This is a genomic window from Sphingomonas faeni, assembly GCF_024273235.1.
Classification (GTDB): Bacteria; Pseudomonadota; Alphaproteobacteria; order Sphingomonadales; family Sphingomonadaceae; genus Sphingomonas; species Sphingomonas faeni_A.
The window spans coordinates 1-18,637 of the sequence record NZ_JANBVH010000020.1; the positions used below are offsets into that span (position 1 = coordinate 1).

The window sequence follows — 18,637 nt, forward strand, 5'->3', positions numbered from 1 at the left end:
ATGCGGTCAGCCTCCCCCCGACCGCGCTTGCAGTAAGGCGCGCCCCCCTTCACCGTCACCCCGGCGGAGGCCGGGGCCCACCGTCCCGCACACCCATTTCGCTCGGATATGCGGGACGGTGGATGCCGGAACGAGTCCGGCATGACGAGGCGGAATAGGCGTTGGCTGGGGCAGAACTGGTCCCGCGTCGCTCAGTCCAGCTCGAGGATCACCTGATCCACCGCGAGGCTATCCCCGGTCTTCGCCGCGACCGACTTCACCACGCCGGTCTTCTCGGCGCGCAGGATATTCTCCATCTTCATCGCCTCGACCACCGCGAGCGGCTGCCCCGCCTCGACCCTGTCGCCCGCGGCGACGTCGAGCCGGACCAGCAGCCCCGGCATCGGGCAGATCAGGAACTTCGACAGATCGGGCGCGACCTTCTCGATCAGGTGCGCGGTGTAGGGCGCGACGCGGGCCGGCAACACGCGGACGACGTGGCTCGCGCCGCGGGTCGTCAGCTTGAAACCGGCGCGCGCCTTGGCGATGCGGATCGTGAGGTGCTCGTCGCCGTCTGCGCCGTGACCGTCGGCAACGACCATCCGGTCGCCCGGCGTGTATTCGAGCGCTAGGTCGAGGTCTTCATCATCGACCATGATGCCATCGGTCGAGACCGTCACCGCGTGGTCGACCTTGCCAATCGTCACCACCCAATCGGCGGGCGGGCGGAGGCGCTTGCCGAGCTGGCCGTCGATGCGGCGGGCGCGGTCGGCCTCCGCGGTGGCGGCGAAGGCGGCGACGGCGGCGAGCGTCTTCTGCAGTTCGGCGTCGGCGGGGGCGCCGTGGAAGCCGTCGGGATATTCCTCGGCGATGAAGCCGGTGGTGAGCGCGCCCGACTGGAAGCGCGGGTGCTGCATGATCGCGGAGAGGAAATCGATGTTGTTGCCCGGCCCCTCCAGTTCGAACGCGTCGAGCGCGGCGATCTGCGCGGAGATCGCGCCGTCGCGGGTGGGGGCCCAGGTTATGAGCTTGGCGATCATCGGGTCGTAGAACATGCTGACCTCGCCCCCCTCGCGCACGCCGTCGTCGACGCGGACTCGAGGTTCTTCTGCCCCCCCTCCCGCAAGCGGGAGGGGGCTGGGGGGTGGGCTCGCGCCGTCCTCGAACGCAACGTTAGCGGTGGAGGAAAGCGCGTGCCCACCCCCGGCCCCTCCCGCCTGCGGGAGGGGGGAAGTCTCGGGCGGGTTATACCGAACCAGCCGCCCGATCGACGGCAGGAACCCGCGATACGGGTCCTCCGCATACACCCGGTTCTCGATCGACCAGCCGTTCAGCTTAACCTCGTCCTGCGTAAACCCGAGCGGTTCGCCAGCGGCGACGCGGATCATCAGCTCGACCAGATCGAGCCCGGTAATCTCCTCCGTCACCGGATGCTCGACCTGAAGCCGGGTGTTCATCTCGAGAAAGTAGAACCCCTCGCCCGTGGTATCCGCACCCGACACGATCAGCTCGACCGTCCCCGCCGAATAATAGCCCACGGCCTGCGCGAGTGCGACCGCCTGCTCGCCCATGCTTTTACGCATCTTGGGCGTGACGAACGGCGACGGCGCCTCTTCGACCACCTTCTGGTGCCGCCGCTGGATCGAGCATTCGCGCTCGTTGAGATAGACGATGTTACCGTGCTGGTCGCCGATCAGCTGGATCTCGATGTGGCGCGGCGATTCGATGAACTTCTCGATGAACACGCGGTCGTCGCCGAAGCTCGCCAGCCCCTCGCGCTTGGTCGCCTCGAAGCCTTCGCGGACGTCCTGCTCGCTATAGGCGAGCCGCATGCCCTTGCCGCCGCCGCCGGCGGACGCCTTCATCATCACCGGATAACCGATCCCGCCGGCGATCTCGACCGCGTGATCGGTACTGTCGATCTCGCCGAGATAGCCCGGCACGACGTTGACGCCCGCGGCCTTGGCGAGCTTCTTCGATTCGATCTTGTCGCCCATCGCGGCGATCGCGTTCGCGGGTGGCCCGACGAACGCGATCCCGGCCTCGGCGCAGGCCAGCGCGAAACTCTCGCGTTCGGAGAGGAAGCCGTAGCCGGGATGGATGCAGTCCGCGCCGGTTTCCTTGGCCGCGAGCAGGATCAGCTCGGCCTTGAGATAGCTGTCGGCGGCGGGTGCCGGCCCGAGCCGGACGGACTCGTCGGCCATCAGCACATGCGGCGCGCGCGCGTCGGCGTCGGAATAGACCGCGACGGTCTTGATGCCCATCGCCTTGGCGGTCCGCATGACCCGACACGCGATCTCGCCCCGATTGGCGACCAGGATTTTCTTGAACAACCTATCTACTCCCCTCCCGTATGCGGGAGGGGTCGGGGGTGGGCGCCCGGCCTCCTGCTACGGTATCGTCTGCGGTGAGCGCGAGCCCACCCCCAACCCCTCCCGCATACGGGAGGGGAGCTAAGTCTTTACTCCGCCGCAGCCCGCATCGGTTCGGGGCCGACCATCGGCTTCATGCCCAGCTTCGCCAGCAGCGTCGCGTCCGCGCTGTCGCCGGCGTTGCCGGTGGTCAGCAGCTTGTCGCCGGTGAAGATCGAGTTCGCGCCCGCCATGAAGCACAGCGCCTGGGTGGCCTCGGACATGCTCTCGCGCCCGGCGGACAACCGCACCATGCTCAGCGGCATCGTGATCCGCGCGACCGCGACCGTCCGGACGAACTCGATGTCGTCGATCTGCGCCATCGGCGTACCCGCGAGCATGTCGCCGAGCGGCGTGCCCTTGACCGGGACCAGCGCGTTGACGGGGACGCTCTCGGGGTGGCGGGGCAGCGTGGCGAGCGCGTGGACGAAGCCGACGCGGTCGCTGCGCGTCTCGCCCATCCCGACGATCCCGCCGCAGCAGACCGAGATGCCTGCGTCACGCACGTTCGCCAGCGTCTCCAGCCGGTCGCCGAAGGTGCGCGTGGTGATGACGTTGCCGTAATTCTCCGGCGAGGTGTCGATATTGTGGTTGTAGTAATCGAGGCCCGCGTCGGCGAGTTGCTTGGCCTGATCCGCGTCGAGCATACCGAGCGTCATACACGTCTCCAGCCCCATCGCGCGGACGCCCTCGACCATCGCGACGACCTTCGGCATGTCGCGCGGCTTCGGGTTACGCCAGGCGGCACCCATGCAGAAGCGCTGCGATCCGGCGGCCTTGGCTTGGGCTGCATCGGCGAGGACGGCGTCGACGTCCATCAGCTTTTCCGCCTTCAGGCCGGAGTCGGAGGACGCGGACTGCGAGCAATAGCCGCAATCCTCGGGGCAGCCGCCGGTCTTGATCGACAACAGCGTGCAGAGCTGGACCTCACCGATCGCATGGTGCGCGCGGTGGACGGTCTGCGCGCGGTACATGAGTTCGTCGAACGGGAGGTCGAAGAGCGCGGCGATTTCGGGGCGCGTCCAGTCGGTCCGCACTTCGCTCCCCTCCCTGGAAGGGAGGGGTTGGGGGTGGGTCGGCGCATGAGGCGCGGTATCGTCAGCCAACGGGCCAACCCACCCCCGGCCCCTCCCTTCCAGGGAGGGGAGTTCGATTGCATTCGTCATTCAGCGGCTTCCTCTTGCGGGGCCATGTTGTGGCCGAGGAGCTTCAACACGTCCTCGGCGGCCTGGATCAGGTTGGTGCCGGGGCCGAAGATCGCCTGCACCCCGGCGTCGCGCAGCGCCTGATAGTCCTGTGCGGGGATAACGCCACCCGCGATCACCTTGATATCCGCGCGGCCCGCCTCGCGGAGGTAGCCGATCAGCTCGGGGATCAGCGTCTTGTGGCCGGCGGCGAGGCTCGAGGCGCCGACGATGTCGACGTCGTTTTCGAGCGCCAGCGCAGCGGCTTCGGCGGGGGTCTGGAACAGCGGGCCGGGGACGATCTCGAAGCCCAGGTCGCCGAACATCGACGAGACGAGGTTGGCGCCGCGGTCGTGACCGTCCTGGCCCATCTTGGCGACTAGCATGCGGGGTTTGCGGCCCATCCGGCGCTCGGTCGCCTCGACGCCGTCGGTGAGACGGGTCCAGCGTGCGTCGTCCCCGTAGGCACCGCCGTAGATGCCCGAGACGGGGGTGGGCTGCGTGCCATAGCGGCCGAACACGTCCTCCATCGCGGAGGATATTTCGCCAAGCGTGGCGCGGGCGCGGGCGCAGTCGACGGCTAGCGCGAGGAGGTTCGTTTCCGATCCTCCCCTGGAAGGGGAGGTGGCAGTCGCGCTGGCGACTGACGGAGGGGTATCGCCCTCTCGATGGGCCGCAACCCCTCCGTCATCGCTGCGCGATGCCACCTCCCCCGCCGGGGGAGGATTTCGCGCGCCTTCGCGGAGGGCATTCAGGGCGGCTTGGCATGCCGCTTCGTCGCGCGTCGCCTTTACCCGCTCGATCCGTTCGATCTGGCCGGCACGCACCGCGACATTATCCACGTCGAGGATCTCGATCGCGTCCTGTTCGGCAAGCTTGTACTTGTTCACGCCGACGATGACGTCCTCGCCGCGATCGACTCTTGCCTGTCGCCCAGCCGCGGCTTCTTCGATCATCGCCTTGGGCCAGCCCGCCGCGACCGCCTTCGCCATGCCGCCTTCGGCCTGGATCCGCTCGATCAACTCCCACGCGCCGTCGACCAGGGACTGCGTCAGGCTCTCGATATAATAGCTGCCGCCGAGCGGATCGACGACCTTGGTCATCCCCGTCTCTTCCTGGATCACGATCTGCGTGTTGCGCGCGATCCGCGCGGAACAGTCGGTCGGCAACGCGATCGCCTCGTCGAGCGCATTCGTGTGGAGCGACTGCGTGCCGCCCAGCATCGCCGCCATCGCCTCGATCGTGGTGCGCATGACGTTGTTGTACGGGTCCTGCTCGGTGAGCGAGACGCCCGAGGTCTGGCAATGCGTGCGCAGCATCTTCGAGCGCTCGTCCTGCGCGCCTAGCTGCGTCATGGCGCGGTGCCAGAGGACGCGGGCGGCGCGGAGCTTGGCGATCTCCATGAAGAAGTTCATGCCGATCGCGAAAAAGAAGCTCAGACGCCCGGCGAACTTGTCGATGTCGAGTCCGGACGCGACACCGTATTTCACATATTCCATGCCGTCGGCGATCGTGAAGGCGAGCTCGTGAAGCTGCGTCGCGCCGGCCTCCTGCATGTGATAGCCGCTGATCGAGATGCTGTTGAACTTGGGCATCTCGCGGCTGGTGTAGCCGAAGATGTCCGAGATGATCCGCATGCTCGGCTCGGGCGGGTAGATGTAGGTGTTGCGGACCATGAACTCCTTGAGGATGTCGTTCTGGATGGTCCCGTCGAGCAGCTTCCGGTCGACGCCCTGTTCCTCGCCGGCGACGATGAAGAAGGCGAGGATCGGGATCACCGCGCCGTTCATCGTCATGCTGACCGACATCTTGTCGAGCGGGATGCCGTCGAAGAGGATCTTCATGTCCTCGACGGAGTCGATCGCGACGCCTGCCTTGCCGACGTCGCCGGTGACGCGCGGGTGGTCCGAGTCGTAGCCGCGGTGGGTGGCGAGATCGAACGCTACCGACAGGCCCTTCTGGCCGGCGGCGAGGTTGCGGCGGTAGAACGCGTTGGAGGCTTCGGCGGTGGAAAAGCCGGCATATTGGCGGATCGTCCAGGGGCGGCCGGCGTACATCGACGCGCGGACGCCGCGGGTGAAGGGCGCGAAACCTGGGAGGCCGGGGTCGGCGGTCACGTCGTCCGCGGTGTAGAGCGGCTTGACGTCGATGCCCTCGGGGGTCGGCCAGGTGAGGTCGGCGCCCTTTACTTCCTTGGCGGCGAGCGCCTGCCAGTCGGCGAGGGTTGGAGCGGTTTCGGGCTTGTCGGTCATGCTGAAAACACCACCCCGGCGAAGGCCGGGGCCCAATTGGAAAGGTCGAAGTAATTGAGCGCAGCACCAGCCAATGGGGCGTTGCCCAATTGGGCCCCGGCCTTCGCCGGGGTGGTGTTTGAAACCGCCGGGGTGGTGTTGGAGGCGGAAGTCATCGCCCGGTGAACACCGGCTTGCGTTTCTCCAGGAAAGCACGACCGCCTTCCATCGAGTCCGCAGACCCCCGCGCGGCCCGCTGGTTCGCCGCCTCGGCCTGCATCGCGGTCGCGTAATCCGTCTCGTACGCCGCCGTGATCGCCCGCCGCATCAACCCCAGCGCGACCGTCGGCATCGCCGCCAGCCGCTCGGCCAGCGCAAACGCCTCGGCCTCCAGCACATCGTCCGAAACGACCTTGTGCACCATGCCCCAGTCGAGCGCCTTGGCCGCCGGAACGCGCTCGCCGAGCATCATCATCTCGGTCGCACGCGCCTTGCCGATCAGGCGGGGCAGCATCCACGATGCGCCGCCGTCCGGAACCAGCCCAATGTTCACGAACGCCTGGAGGAAATACGCGCTCTCGCTCGCGACGCAGAAATCGGCGGCGAGCGCGAGGCTGCACCCGATCCCCGCCGCGGGACCGCGCACCGCGCTCACCACCGGCACCGACAGGTCGGCGATCGCCGCCATCGTCGGATTATAGCTCTCGGTCAGCGCCGCGAACGTCGCCTCGCCCGGATTGTCCGAGCCGAGCGCGCCACCGCCGACATCCGCCCCCGAACAGAACGCGCGACCAGCACCTACAATCAAAACTGCGCGGGCCCCGCCGAGGTCACTCAGCGCCGCACGCAATTCCTCGAACATCGCTGGCGGCGCTGCGTTCAGCCGGTCGGGCCGGTTCAGCGTCAGCACGAGCACGTCCCCGCGCCGCTCGCTCAGAATATGCTCGTACGCGGCCATCAGATCTCTCCTAGTGCGCGCCGGTATCGCCCGGCGTCTCCATCAACTCGACCAGCATGCCGCCGAAGTCCTTCGGGTGCACGAACACGATCGGCGTGCCATGCGCGCCGATCCGCGGCTCGCCCAGCACGGTCGCCCCCTTCGCCTTCAGGTCGGCGACCGCTGCGTGGATATCCGCGACCTCGAAACAGACATGATGCTGCCCCCCCGCCGGATTCTTGCGCAGGAAGCCAGCGATGGGCGAACTCTCGTCATACGGCTCGATCAGCTCGATCTGCGTATTGGGCGCATCGATGAAGCACACTTTCACCCCCTGCGCGGGCAGGTCGAACGGTTCGCCGATCGCGGTCGCGCCGAGCAACAGGCGATACGTCTCGACCGACTTCGCGATCGACGGCGTCGCGACCCCGACATGATTGAGGCGACCGAGGCTCATGGCGCATCCTTGGGTACTGGCGGCGGCGCGGGGACGACACCGAGCGTGTAGCCGCAAACGCCGAGCACCTGCCGGACCATCGCATCGCTGGTCGGCGCGACGAAGTTCGCCTGAACCGCGAAGTTCGCGCCGTTAGTCGTCTCGACGCGCACCGTCTTCGACTTCACCAGGAAACTGGTCAGCTTGGTGATTGCCGCGGGATCGGCGATGTACGTACCGGTCCCCGGAAACTGCCAGTTATAGGTAAACGCCGGCCCGCCATCGAAGCGCACCGCAACCGGCTTGTCCGCGCCCGACCCGAGCGGCTGCGGCTGGATGAACTGGATCGACACGATCGGCTCGGACGCGACGTCGCACTTGACCACGAACCGCGAGAGACCATCATTGCCGGTGACCGATGCTGAGATACTGCGCACGCCCGCCGCGTTGGTGCGATCGGCGAGCTTCCAAGCCGGTGCAGGTGCAGGTGCAGGCGCCCCCACGGTCGCGGCTTGAAGCAGAAGAAACGCGATCATTGCTCGATCCTCCGCTGCTGGGCCGCCGCCATTGCAGCGCCCTCGATCACCCCTTCCAAGCGAGAAACCCGATCGCGCAGGTCGCCATGCGCGCCGGCGAGACCAGCGAGCCGCCCGCCAAGCTGAGCGACGTCCCGATCGAGGCCATCGAGCTGATCTTTCAGGGTCAGGATCGTCTTGAAAACGCCGAACGCTTTTTCACCGGCGCTCATGCTCTTTCGCCCGCCAGCACCGCATCAACCACAGCGCAGGTGCGCGCGATATTCTCGCGCATCGATCGGATCGACGCCTTCATGTCGTCGACCGCGGCCTCGATCTCCGGCGCGAGCAATGCCAACGCGGCCTCCTCGCCGTGCGACGCGGGTTCGGTGATGTACCGCGTCGTCGCTTCTCGCACGACGCGGCCGACCGACATGCCACTATTCGCGGCATAGGCATCGAGCGCGGCCTTGTGATCGGGGGTGGTCAGAAATGTCACGCGTTCGGTCTGCATGTCACGACTCCTTCGCATGACATGATAATGTGCTTATCATCACCGAACAAGCATGACTCACAGCGGGATATTGTCATGCTTCTTCCACGGATTCTCTAGCGCCTTGCCGCGGAGTTTCCGCAGACCCAGCGCGATACGACGACGCGTCGAGTGGGGCTGGATCACCTCGTCGATGAAGCCCTTCGACGCGGCAACGAACGGGTTGGCGAACCTTGCCTCGTATTCCGCGGTGCGCTCGGCGATCTCTTCCGGCGTCTTGCCGCGGAAGATGATCTCGACCGCGCCCTTGGCCCCCATCACCGCGATCTCGGCGGTCGGCCACGCATAGTTGAGGTCGCCGCGCAGATGCTTCGAGGCCATCACGTCGTAGGCGCCGCCATACGCCTTGCGCGTGATGACGGTGATCTTGGGCACGGTCGCCTCGGCATAGGCGAACAGCAGTTTGGCGCCGTGCTTGATGATGCCGTTATGCTCCTGCGCGGTGCCGGGCAGGAAGCCTGGGACGTCGACGAAGGTCACGATCGGGATCTCGAACGCGTCGCAGAAGCGCACGAACCGCGCGGCTTTCTTCGACGAATTGATGTCGAGCACGCCGGCGAGCACCATCGGCTGGTTCGCGACGAAGCCGACCGTGCGGCCCTCGATGCGGCCGAAGCCGGTGATGATGTTGGCCGCATGCGCCGGCTGCGTCTCGAAGAAATCGCCTTCGTCGACGGTCTTCCGGATCAGCTCGTGCATGTCGTAGGGCTGGTTCGCCGACGCCGGGATCAGCGTGTCGAGGCTCTCCTCGATCCGGTCCCATTCGTCCGCGGTCGGGCGTTCGGGGACACCGTCACGGTTCGACGCGGGCAGGAAGTCGAAGAAGTCGCGCGCGGCCAACAAGGCCTCGATGTCGTTCTCGAACGCGTTGTCGGCGACCGACGTCTTGGTCGTGTGCGTCACCGCGCCGCCGAGCGCCTCCTGCGTCACGACCTCGTTGGTCACCGTCTTCACCACGTCGGGGCCGGTGACGAACATGTAGCTCGAATCCTTCACCATGAAGATGAAGTCGGTCATCGCGGGGGAGTAGACCGCGCCGCCTGCGCAGGGCCCCATGATGAGCGAGAGCTGCGGCACGACGCCCGAGGCGAGCGCGTTGCGCTGGAATACCTCGGCATAGCCGCCGAGCGAGGCGACACCCTCCTGGATGCGCGCGCCGCCGCTGTCGTTGAGACCGATGATCGGCGCGCCGACCTTCATCGCGCTGTCCATCACCTTGCAGATTTTCTGCGCATGACGCTCGCTCAGCGACCCGCCGAAGACGGTGAAATCCTGGCTGAAGACGAAGACGAGGCGGCCGTTGATCGTGCCAGATCCGGTGACCACGCCGTCGCCGGGGATCACTTGATCCTGCATGCCGAAATCGACGCAATTATGCTCGACATACATGTCGAGCTCCTCGAACGATCCCTCGTCCAGCAGCACGTCAAGGCGCTCCCTCGCGGTGAGCTTACCCTTGGCGTGCTGCGCTCCGATCCGCTTGAGGCCTCCGCCGACTCTGGCGGCTTCGCGGCGGCGTTCAAGCTCTTCGATCGTCGATGACATCGTCTCTCCGTCCTGCTGGTTGCCTTCACAGAGCGGGATGCGATGCGCAAATGCAATGTTGCAAACTTGTCCGCGGCATGTTTGCAAACTAGGCGGAGGCATGACCCTGCCCGCACGTCGCCTCTTCGTCGGACATCGCCTGCGCGACCTGCGCCGCGTTCTCGGGATCAGCCAGGCGGCGATGGCCGCGCGGATCGGGCTGTCGGTCAGCTACCTCTCGCAGATCGAGAATGGCGACCGCCCGGTGACCGAGGGCGTGCTGATCACGCTCGCGCGCGAATTTCCGGCGGATTGGGGCAGCATCGACGCGGCGGACGACACCGCGCTGCTGATCGCGACGCTGGAGGCGGTGTCGGATACCAGCGTCGAGGCGCCTGCGCTCGACGAGACCGCAGTGCGGCGTGCGGTGAAACACCAGCCTCTGTTGGCACAACGGCTGGTTGCAATGCACGACGCATATCGGCGCGCGCAGGAGCAGTTGCGCGCGCTCGACGACCGGCTGGTGGCGGGATCGGGGGCGCCGGGGTTGCTGCCGTGGGAGGACGTGCGCGACTGGTTTCACGCGGAGGGCAATTATGTCGATACGCTCGACCGGCGGGCGGAGGAGATCGGCGAGACGCTCGGGGCGGATCGCGTCGCAGCACTTGAGGCAAGGCTCGCGGCCCGGGGAGTCTCGGTGGCGATTTCGGGAGCGTTAGCCGCGCCGCTGCGCGATTATGACGGCGCGACGTTGCGGCTAGACGGGTCGCAACCGGGGGAGACGACCTTGTTCTCGCTCGCGCATCAGGTCGCGCGGCATGAGTTCGGCGACGTCATCGGCGGGATCGTCGCGGCGTCGGAGATGGCGTCCGAAACGGCGCGCGCGCTACTGGCCGCGGGGCTGACCAACTACGCAGCGGGGGCGATCGTTATGCCTTACACCCGCTTCCGGACGGAGGCGCGAAGCGTGCGTCACGACATCGACCGGCTGCGGCGAATTTTCGGGACGAGCTTCGAGCAGACCTGTCACCGTCTGTCGACGTTGCAGCGACCGGGGGCGCTCGGCATCCCGTTCTTCTTCTGCCGCGTCGACATGGCGGGGAACATCACCAAGCGCCACTCCGCCACGCGGTTGCAATTCGCGCGGTTCGGCGGCGCGTGTCCGTTGTGGATCGTCCACGAGGCGGTCGCGATCCCGGACCGGATCCTTACGCAGCTGATCGAGACGACCGACGGCATCCGCTACGTCTCGATGGCAAAGGGTCTGGTGAAGCCGTCCGAGACGTACACGCGGCCGGCGCGGCGCTACGCGGTGGCGCTGGGGTGCGAGGAGGCTAATGCGTCGGAGTTCATCTATGCGGATGCGCTCGGGACGGGCGGGATCGCGACGCCGATCGGGTCTTCGTGCCGGGTTTGCTTGCGGACGGACTGCGACCAGCGGGCGTTTCCGCCGGCGGCGAGCGGGATACGCGTCGATCCGGATCGCCGTGGCGCGGTGCCGTACGAGGTAGTTTGAATTCCCCCCTCCCTGGAAGGGAGGGGTCGGGGGTGGGTCGGTTTCCGCATGATCCAACCGGCGGGGCTCGAGCTGGCCTACCCACCCCCAGCCCCTCCCTTTCAGGGAGGGGAGCTAGAAGGGTCACTCCTTACGGAAGAAATGCTCGATCACGTTGTTCGTCAGTCGCGACGGCCGCAACGTCTCCGCGTCCAAACAGCACCAGCTCGACTTCACCTCGGCCAGCACATCCTCGCCACGCTTGATGATCGTCTCGTAGAACGCCCGCGCCCCCTGGACTTTCTCCAGCAACACCGTCGCGATCACGTCGTCATCGAGGAACGCCGGCTTCCGGTACGTGATCTCGTGTTTCAAGGCGACCCACAGGTGCCCGGCGACCGCCTCGGCAGGCGCGAGGCGCTGCCAATGGTCGATCACCGCGGCCTGCACCCACTTCAGATAGTTCGCATTGTTGACATGACCCATGAAGTCGATGTCGTCCGGCTCGATGCCGATGGCGTAGCTATGGGGAATGGCTGTTGTCACGCGTGACATATAGCATGCGAACCTGAACATAGCGATGACGGCGCGGCTTAGATACCGAGAATAAACGCTATTCCGGCGACGTCGCACACGCCCTAGCATCCGATCAGCGCCGCCCCTTGTGTTGCCCAAATACAACACCATCTCTCGGCCAACACCGAATCAATTCCACAGGAATTCGTCATGAACATCGACAAATTCACCGACCGCGCGAAGGGCTTCCTGCAATCCGCGCAGACCGTCGCGATCCGTATGAACCATCAGCGGATCGCGCCCGAACATCTGTTGAAGGCGCTGCTGGAAGACGAGCAGGGCATGGCCGCCGGGCTGATCGCGGCCGCGGGTGGCGACGCCAAGCGTGCGACCTCCGAGACTGACCTAGCGCTGGCGAAGATCCCCGTCGTGTCGGGCTCGGGCGCGCAGACCACGCCGGGGATCGACAACGACGCCGTCCGCGTGCTCGACCAGGCCGAGCAGATCGCGACCAAGGCGGGCGACAGTTTCGTCACCGTCGAGCGCCTGCTGGTCGCGCTCGCGCTGTCGCTCAACACCGCGGCGGGCAAAGCCTTGAAGGCGGGCGGCGTGACGCCCGAGGGGCTGAACACCGCGATCAACGGTCTGCGCCAGGGCCGAACCGCCGACACCGCAGGCGCCGAGGATCGCTATGACGCGCTCAAGAAGTTTGCGCGCGACCTCACCCAGGCGGCGCGCGACGGCAAGCTCGATCCGGTCATCGGTCGCGACGAGGAGATTCGCCGCACCATCCAGATCCTCGCGCGCCGGACCAAGAACAACCCCGCGCTGATCGGCGAACCCGGCGTCGGCAAGACCGCGATCGCCGAGGGGCTTGCGTTGCGCATCGCCAATGGCGACGTGCCCGATACACTGAAGGATCGCCGGCTGATGTCGCTCGACCTCGGCTCGCTGATCGCGGGCGCGAAATATCGCGGCGAGTTCGAGGAGCGGCTGAAAGGCGTGCTCGACGAGGTGAAGGCCGCCGAGGGCGACATCATCCTGTTCATCGACGAGATGCACCAGCTGATCGGCGCGGGTAAATCCGAGGGCGCGATGGACGCGGGCAATCTGCTCAAGCCAGCCCTCGCACGCGGCGAATTGCACTGCGTCGGCGCGACCACGCTCGACGAATACCGCAAATATGTCGAGAAGGACCCCGCTTTGCAGCGCCGGTTCCAGCCCGTCATGGTCGGCGAACCGACGGTCGAGGACACGATCTCGATCCTGCGCGGGCTGAAGGAAAAGTACGAGCTGCATCACGGCGTGCGGATCACCGACGGCGCGATCGTCGCCGCGTCGACGCTGTCGAACCGCTACATCACCGATCGATTCCTCCCCGACAAGGCGATCGACCTGATGGACGAGGCCGCCTCGCGCATCCGCATGGAGGTCGAGTCGAAGCCCGAGGCGATCGAGAACCTCGACCGGCGGATCATCCAGCTCAAGATCGAGCGCGAGGCGTTGAAGCGCGAGACCGACGACGCCTCGGTCGACCGGCTCGACACGCTGGAGGGCGAACTCGTCAACCTGGAGGAGCAATCCGCCGAGCTGACGACGCGCTGGAAGGGCGAGAAGGACAAGATCAACGCCGAGGCACGGCTGAAGGAACAGCTCGATGCCGCGCGGCTGGAGCTGGAGCAGGCGCAGCGCTCGGGCGATCTCGCCAAGGCGGGCGAGCTTTCCTACGGCACGATTCCGGGGTTGCAGCGCCAGCTCGACGAGGCGGCGGGCGCGACCAAGGGCGCGATGCTGCGCGAGGAAGTGACCGCGGACGACATCGCCGGTGTGGTCAGCCGCTGGACCGGCATTCCGGTCGAGCGGATGCTTCAGGGCGAGCGCGACAAATTGCTCGCGATGGAAGCGACGATCGGCAAACGCGTGATCGGTCAGGCGCATGCGGTGAAGGCGGTCTCGACCGCGGTCCGCCGGGCTCGCGCCGGGTTGCAGGATCCGAACCGGCCATTGGGCTCGTTCCTGTTCCTTGGACCGACCGGCGTCGGCAAGACCGAGCTGACCAAGGCGCTCGCCGAATTCCTGTTCGACGATCCCTCCGCGATGGTCCGCATCGACATGAGCGAGTTCATGGAGAAGCACGCGGTCGCGCGGCTGATCGGTGCGCCTCCGGGCTATGTCGGATACGAGGAAGGCGGCGTGCTGACCGAGGCGGTGCGCCGGCGGCCGTATCAGGTGATCCTGTTCGACGAGGTCGAGAAGGCGCATGGGGACGTGTTCAACGTGCTGTTGCAGGTGCTCGACGACGGTCGGCTGACCGATGGGCAGGGCCGCACGGTGGATTTCAGCAACACGCTGATCATCCTGACGTCGAACCTCGGCAGCCAGTATCTGGCGAACATGGCGGAGGGCGACGACGTATCGTCGGTCGAGCCGCAGGTGATGGAGATCGTCCGCGCGCACTTCCGGCCCGAGTTCCTCAACCGCCTAGACGAGGTGATCCTGTTCCATCGCCTCGGCCAGTCGCACATGGCACCGATCGTCGACATCCAGGTGAGCCGCGTCGACAAGCTGCTGGCGGATCGCAAGATCGTGCTGGACCTGACGGACGCCGCGAGGGCTTGGCTAGGCCGCGTCGGCTACGACCCGGTGTACGGCGCGCGGCCGTTGAAGCGCGCGGTCCAGCGCTATCTCCAGGACCCGCTCGCCGACATGATCCTGCGCGGCGAGGTGAAGGACGGCGCGACCGTCAAGATCGACGAAGGCGACGGAAAGCTGGTGCTTGAGGTCGCCTGACACAAAAAAAGGGCGGCTTCCGCGAGGAAGCCGCCCACTTTTCTTAGACCGGTTCTTAGAAGTCGACGCGGGCGCCGACGCGGAAGAAGCGACCCAGGACGTTGGCCGTCGTCCAGGCAGGGTTGTACTGGTTGATGCTGTACCCGCCGCTCGGATCGAACGGAGGCTTGATGTCGAGGATGTTGAGCACGTTGGTGTACAGCGTGAACCGGTCGTTGACCTTGACCGTTGCGGTCATGTCGACGTTCCACGTCGCCTTCGCGTTGCAAAGTACCGGCGAACCGTCCTGATACGTTACTACCGACGAACCGATGCTGGCTTCGCAATCGCCCTTCACGCCGCTGTAGCCGTTCGAAACGTCGGTCGACGCCAGATCATACCCACCGGTGTAATAGGCCGTCGCCGAGATCGTCGCCGCACCGACTTCGAGCGTGTTCTGCCACGTGGCGCGCCACTTGGGCGAACCCGAGCACGACGTGTTGTTGCAGGGGCTGAGCGTGCCGTCATAACGCTCGACATTGCCGTCTGCGGTCTGCTTCTCGAACTTGAGCAGGTACGATGCGTCGGCCGACGTTATGAACGTCACGTTGTCGCCGATCGGGAAGCGCGCATTGGCCCCGAAATCGATACCCGACACGCGCTGCTCGTCTGCGTTCTGGTACGACACCTCGATGAAGCCGATCTGCGGCAGTGCGGCGGGGTTGTCGTTGTCCGCCAGACCCGGCCGGACGACCACGCCAGGCAGGTTCACGACGCCGTTGTTCTCATAATATTGCTCGAATGCGCCCGCCGAGCTCGCGGGGTTGATGATGCCCTTCACCTTGATGTTGAAGTAATCGACGGTGAAGTTGATCCGCGACGTCGGCTGGAAGATCGCGCCAAGCGTCCAGCTGGTCGACTTCTCGGGATCGAGATCCGGATTGCCGGTCGACGTGTTGCCAACCGAGAACTGGCTGGTCGCATACGCGTTGCCGCCATGCGCTGCGATGAACGCCGCCTGCGCTGGCACGCTCGGATCGAGCGAGCGCGTCACGTAGCCCGTGGTCGGAAGGCCATTGGCTTCGTTGAAGCTCGGGATACGGAAGCCCTTCGAGAAGGTACCACGCAGCGAGAACTGCTCGATCGGGGTGAATTTCGCGCCGATCTTCGGCGAGAAATTGCTCTGGCCCGACGAGTAATCGTCATAGCGGCCCGACCCGTTGATTACGAGCTGGTCGAGGACCGGTGCGTTGATTTCGAAGAACGCCGACTTCACGTTGCGGCTGCCCACCGCGCCGACCGAGTTCACGCCGTAATAGCGATCATAGGGATACGCGTCGTTCTGCGGGTTGGCGCTCGGGTTGTCGATCGACTCCTTGCGGTACGCACCGCCCACGGCGACCTGCAACGGGCCGCCGGGAAGCGTGAACAGCGACTTCGAGATCGTGCCCTGGACCTGCCAGAGCTTTGCGTTGGAGCGCGTCCGGTTCTCGGGCGAGATGTAGTTGCGGATCTCTTCCGAATTCGCGCTCGGGTTCATGAAGTTATACGTGCCGCGAGCGATCACATCGAGCAGGCGCTGCGGGATCAGATAGTTCTTCTGGATAACGTCGAGCTGCGTGTTCGACGCCGTGAAGTCCGCATTGTAGTTCCAGTCGTCGCCGAACGAACCCTTGATCCCCGCTGCGAGGCGCAGCGCGCGCGAGTTCGTCTCGATCGTGCGCGGACGATCGTACAGGCTCAGAAGCTGCGCCCGGCCGCCGGTGGCAGCGAACGGATTGTTCGGGTTGGCGACACCGTTCGCCGCGGTGCAGCCGGTGTCGAGCATCGTGAGCGTCCCGACGCCGTTCGCGCAGACATAGGCCGGAAGGTACAGCGGGTTCAGCACGACTGCGCCTGGGGGCGTGGTCTGGTTGTTGAAGCCGAGCGGGCTCAGCTGCGTGAAGGTATTGGTCCGGTAATAGTTGCCGGACACATAGGCCTGCGCGTTTTCACCGACATTGGCGGTAAAGCGACCGGCAAAACCATAACGCTCCTGCTGCGGCAGCACCTGCAGGTACTGCTTGCGGAAATCCTGCTGGCAGACGACCGAGCCGGCCGTCGGGCTCTGTCCGGGCAGAACCGTCACGGGATTCAGGTCGCGGCACCCATCGGCGGTGTTGAGAATGTTGTACCGTCCGAGCGCGGCACCCGTTGCATCGACGGGACGCACCAACGCCACCGTCGTCGACGCCAATCCAGAGAACGTCCCGTCGGCGTTGAAGAAGTTGCGAGCGCCGGCCGGCTGCTGGATGCAGCTGCCCGCGTCGTTGCAAATACGGCTGAGATCCGACGAATTGAACGGATAGCCGCGATCGCTTGCGTTCACAGCGGCGGTGTTCTGATACTCGCCATTGACGTAGAAGTTGAAGCCCTGCGTCGCGAGATCACCATAGCCCCAGGTGGCGTCGAGACGCTGTTCGGCGCCATCGCCGCGATCCGAAATGCCGGCCGAGCCATTCAGGTGAAGGCCCTCGATCTGCTTCTTCATGATCACGTTGATCACGCCAGCGACCGCGTCCGCGCCGTAGGTCGAGGAGGCCCCGTCCTTCAAGACTTCGATCCGGTCGACCAGCGCGCTCGGGATCGTGTTCATGTCGACGAAGTTGCGCTGGCCGTCGTCGGCCAGTGGATACGGCGCCATGCGCAGGCCGTCGAACAGCGTCAGCGTCGACTGCACCGACAGACCGCGCAGGGAGGCGGCGGTCGCACCCGTCGCGAAGTTGCTGCCGGTGTTCCAGCCCTGGCTGATCGTGCCGGCGCCGTTCGAGGTCAGACGCTGCACCGCCTCGGCAGCCGTGTTGATGCCGCGCTCCTGAAGCGTCGTCGCGGTCAGCGTGGTGACGGGCGACGGGCCGGTATCGGCGCCGCGGAACAGTGAGCCCGTGACGACGATCTCATCGGCCTGTTCGGGCGTGGCGGCGACTGGCTGACGCGGCAATTCAGCCTGAGCAGGCGCCGAAGTCGGAGCGGGCGCCGGTGCGGGCGCCGGTGCGGTCTGGGCGACCGCGGGGCCGGCAAAGGCAACGCCTGCGCCCATCAGGGCCAACGCCTGTAGCGCCGTGCTGCCGCGCAAGCCGAGCTGCGCAAAAGTCGAAATTCTGGTCACGTGAGCATATCCTCGCCTGAACCCTGCGGTCACTTCGCAATCCGCCGGGCAATGTCGCGCCCCCTCAATCGCATAAAAATGCGACCCCTAGGACATGAGGATAGGATGGATATGCTGACGCATTCTGTAAAGAATTCCGCGAGTCAGGTCGTCGCTTTCGTCATTCAGTGTAATAATAAAGACACAATGACTGTCTTTCATTCTTACAAGCTACTCAAATATGGTAGCGTTCTTTGTGCAGCGCACAATGATTAGGCTTGGCCGCTGCCGCATTGCGCCGGCCATGTGGGGACGTTTCAGGGGCAGCCGATCGCCGTCGGGACGCAGCGCGGCGAAACGGCGATGACGCGATCAGAAGGGCCGACCCGCGGCTCGGCCCGACGCGGAGCGCGTTGCTATGTCGCGCCGGCTCGTTCGCGCTGCCGGCTAATCCCCGATCTGCGTACGCAGGTCATAACCATTGGCGTCCGCCACCGGGAGGAACGCGCGCAACAGCATGCGTTCTTCCCGGTGATATGCGCGTCCCAGACATCGAAGATCAGGATCGCACGCAGCCGATCGGAGCGGTTCCACGCCTCGTGCTCGATCGTATCGTCGAACGCCCACGCCCCGCCGACGCGCCAGCTGCGCGTTTCGCCGGAACTCCTACTGAGCGCCGGGAACCGTCAGGGCGGGTAGCATGCTTCGTCCCAACGCTTGGCTGGAGCGCGCCATCTGGTCCCACTCGGTCTTGCTCATGCAGACCTTTCGCCGCGCGATGTTCGATCCAACTTGCGCATAGCGACGACAGATCGGCTTTGGCTCGTCTTTAGCCGCTTGTGCTGCCGGTTCATTGGCCGAGGCGTTAATTTGGAGCGCTGGCGGCGCGCCGGCCACGGTCAACGCCAACAGGATAATGCCGATCGTCATCGCTATTCCTTCGATTACGCCATCTGACAT

16 protein-coding genes are annotated in these 18,637 nt (G+C 65.8%); 2 read left to right on the plus strand and 14 right to left on the minus strand.

What is annotated here, in order from left to right; genetic code table 11:
• Positions 1 to 191 precede the first annotated feature (191 nt).
• From NLI89_RS12210 to NLI89_RS12255, 10 genes are all read right to left on the minus strand, one after another.
• Positions 192 to 2,261 (minus strand): acetyl-CoA carboxylase biotin carboxylase subunit, encoded by a 2,070-nt coding sequence (locus NLI89_RS12210; RefSeq protein ID WP_254687315.1) that lies wholly within the window; start codon positions 2,259 to 2,261, stop codon positions 192 to 194.
• 179 nt (positions 2,262 to 2,440) lie between these two features.
• Positions 2,441 to 3,427 (minus strand): biotin synthase BioB, encoded by a 987-nt coding sequence (gene bioB, locus NLI89_RS12215; protein WP_254687269.1) that lies wholly within the window; start codon positions 3,425 to 3,427, stop codon positions 2,441 to 2,443.
• A gap of 125 nt (positions 3,428 to 3,552) precedes the next feature.
• The gene (scpA, locus tag NLI89_RS12220) at positions 3,553 to 5,826 is read right to left on the minus strand and encodes a methylmalonyl-CoA mutase (protein ID WP_254687270.1); all 2,274 of its coding nucleotides are present in this window, start codon (positions 5,824 to 5,826) and stop codon (positions 3,553 to 3,555) included.
• On the minus strand, positions 5,823 to 5,981 hold the full coding sequence (locus NLI89_RS12225) for a hypothetical protein (RefSeq protein ID WP_254687271.1): 159 nt from the start codon (positions 5,979 to 5,981) through the stop codon (positions 5,823 to 5,825). The genes scpA and NLI89_RS12225 overlap by 4 nt, the downstream gene beginning before the upstream one ends.
• A complete protein-coding gene (locus tag NLI89_RS12230) occupies positions 5,978 to 6,763 on the minus strand; it encodes an enoyl-CoA hydratase-related protein (protein ID WP_254687272.1) in 786 nt (261 codons plus the stop codon). Before NLI89_RS12230 ends, NLI89_RS12225 begins: the two co-directional genes overlap by 4 nt.
• Before the next feature lie 10 nt (positions 6,764 to 6,773).
• Positions 6,774 to 7,199: a methylmalonyl-CoA epimerase gene (mce, locus tag NLI89_RS12235; RefSeq protein ID WP_248524537.1), complete on the minus strand. Its 426-nt coding sequence runs from the start codon at positions 7,197 to 7,199 to the stop codon at positions 6,774 to 6,776.
• The gene (locus NLI89_RS12240; RefSeq protein WP_254687273.1) at positions 7,196 to 7,714 is read right to left on the minus strand and encodes a hypothetical protein; all 519 of its coding nucleotides are present in this window, start codon (positions 7,712 to 7,714) and stop codon (positions 7,196 to 7,198) included. Before NLI89_RS12240 ends, mce begins: the two co-directional genes overlap by 4 nt.
• Positions 7,711 to 7,926 carry a hypothetical protein gene (locus NLI89_RS12245; RefSeq protein WP_056063944.1) on the minus strand — a complete coding sequence of 72 codons (216 nt, stop codon included), beginning with the start codon at positions 7,924 to 7,926 and terminating at the stop codon, positions 7,711 to 7,713. The genes NLI89_RS12240 and NLI89_RS12245 overlap by 4 nt, the downstream gene beginning before the upstream one ends.
• Positions 7,923 to 8,207, minus strand: coding sequence for a hypothetical protein (locus NLI89_RS12250; protein ID WP_254687274.1), 285 nt, complete (start codon positions 8,205 to 8,207; stop codon positions 7,923 to 7,925). Before NLI89_RS12250 ends, NLI89_RS12245 begins: the two co-directional genes overlap by 4 nt.
• 57 nt (positions 8,208 to 8,264) lie before the next feature.
• A complete protein-coding gene (locus NLI89_RS12255) occupies positions 8,265 to 9,791 on the minus strand; it encodes an acyl-CoA carboxylase subunit beta (RefSeq protein ID WP_187504488.1) in 1,527 nt (508 codons plus the stop codon).
• 100 nt (positions 9,792 to 9,891) lie between these two features.
• Here NLI89_RS12255 and NLI89_RS12260 point away from each other — a divergent pair, with 100 nt between their 5' ends.
• Entirely contained in the window at positions 9,892 to 11,286 is a 1,395-nt protein-coding gene (locus NLI89_RS12260) for a helix-turn-helix domain-containing protein (RefSeq protein WP_254687275.1), read from the plus strand.
• A gap of 123 nt (positions 11,287 to 11,409) precedes the next feature.
• Here the strand turns inward: NLI89_RS12260 and NLI89_RS12265 are convergent, their stop codons facing one another.
• The gene (locus NLI89_RS12265) at positions 11,410 to 11,811 is read right to left on the minus strand and encodes an acyl-CoA thioesterase (RefSeq protein WP_254687276.1); all 402 of its coding nucleotides are present in this window, start codon (positions 11,809 to 11,811) and stop codon (positions 11,410 to 11,412) included.
• A 180-nt stretch (positions 11,812 to 11,991) separates the two neighbouring features.
• On the opposite strand from NLI89_RS12265, the gene clpB reads away from it, so the two are divergent.
• Entirely contained in the window at positions 11,992 to 14,571 is a 2,580-nt protein-coding gene (gene clpB, locus NLI89_RS12270; RefSeq protein WP_254687277.1) for an ATP-dependent chaperone ClpB, read from the plus strand.
• A 55-nt stretch (positions 14,572 to 14,626) separates the two neighbouring features.
• Here the strand turns inward: clpB and NLI89_RS12275 are convergent, their stop codons facing one another.
• The 3 genes from NLI89_RS12275 to NLI89_RS12285 all read right to left on the minus strand — a co-directional run bounded on the left by NLI89_RS12275 (position 14,627) and on the right by NLI89_RS12285 (position 18,607).
• Positions 14,627 to 17,698 (minus strand): TonB-dependent receptor plug domain-containing protein, encoded by a 3,072-nt coding sequence (locus NLI89_RS12275; RefSeq protein WP_254687278.1) that lies wholly within the window; start codon positions 17,696 to 17,698, stop codon positions 14,627 to 14,629.
• Positions 17,699 to 18,093: 395 nt separating this feature from the next.
• Complete coding sequence (locus NLI89_RS12280) at positions 18,094 to 18,285, minus strand: hypothetical protein (RefSeq protein ID WP_439144509.1); 192 nt, start codon at positions 18,283 to 18,285, stop codon at positions 18,094 to 18,096.
• Positions 18,286 to 18,343: 58 nt separating this feature from the next.
• Positions 18,344 to 18,607: a hypothetical protein gene (locus NLI89_RS12285; protein WP_254687279.1), complete on the minus strand. Its 264-nt coding sequence runs from the start codon at positions 18,605 to 18,607 to the stop codon at positions 18,344 to 18,346.
• Positions 18,608 to 18,637 lie beyond the last annotated feature (30 nt).

Excerpts from the sequence above, each read along its gene's own strand:
- NLI89_RS12210 (WP_254687315.1), bottom strand. The coding sequence starts at position 2,261 with ATGCGGACCGCCAAGGCGATGGGCATCAAGACCGTCGCGGTCTATTCC.
- scpA (WP_254687270.1), bottom strand. The coding sequence starts at position 5,826 with ATGACCGACAAGCCCGAAACCGCTCCAACCCTCGCCGACTGGCAGGCG.
- NLI89_RS12225 (WP_254687271.1), bottom strand. The coding sequence starts at position 5,981 with ATGACTTCCGCCTCCAACACCACCCCGGCGGTTTCAAACACCACCCCG.
- NLI89_RS12230 (WP_254687272.1), bottom strand. The coding sequence starts at position 6,763 with ATGGCCGCGTACGAGCATATTCTGAGCGAGCGGCGCGGGGACGTGCTC.
- mce (WP_248524537.1), bottom strand. The coding sequence starts at position 7,199 with ATGAGCCTCGGTCGCCTCAATCATGTCGGGGTCGCGACGCCGTCGATC.
- NLI89_RS12240 (WP_254687273.1), bottom strand. The coding sequence starts at position 7,714 with ATGATCGCGTTTCTTCTGCTTCAAGCCGCGACCGTGGGGGCGCCTGCA.
- NLI89_RS12245 (WP_056063944.1), bottom strand. The coding sequence starts at position 7,926 with ATGAGCGCCGGTGAAAAAGCGTTCGGCGTTTTCAAGACGATCCTGACC.
- NLI89_RS12250 (WP_254687274.1), bottom strand. The coding sequence starts at position 8,207 with ATGCAGACCGAACGCGTGACATTTCTGACCACCCCCGATCACAAGGCC.
- NLI89_RS12255 (WP_187504488.1), bottom strand. The coding sequence starts at position 9,791 with ATGTCATCGACGATCGAAGAGCTTGAACGCCGCCGCGAAGCCGCCAGA.
- NLI89_RS12260 (WP_254687275.1), top strand. The coding sequence starts at position 9,892 with ATGACCCTGCCCGCACGTCGCCTCTTCGTCGGACATCGCCTGCGCGAC.
- clpB (WP_254687277.1), top strand. The coding sequence starts at position 11,992 with ATGAACATCGACAAATTCACCGACCGCGCGAAGGGCTTCCTGCAATCC.
- NLI89_RS12285 (WP_254687279.1), bottom strand. The coding sequence starts at position 18,607 with ATGACGATCGGCATTATCCTGTTGGCGTTGACCGTGGCCGGCGCGCCG.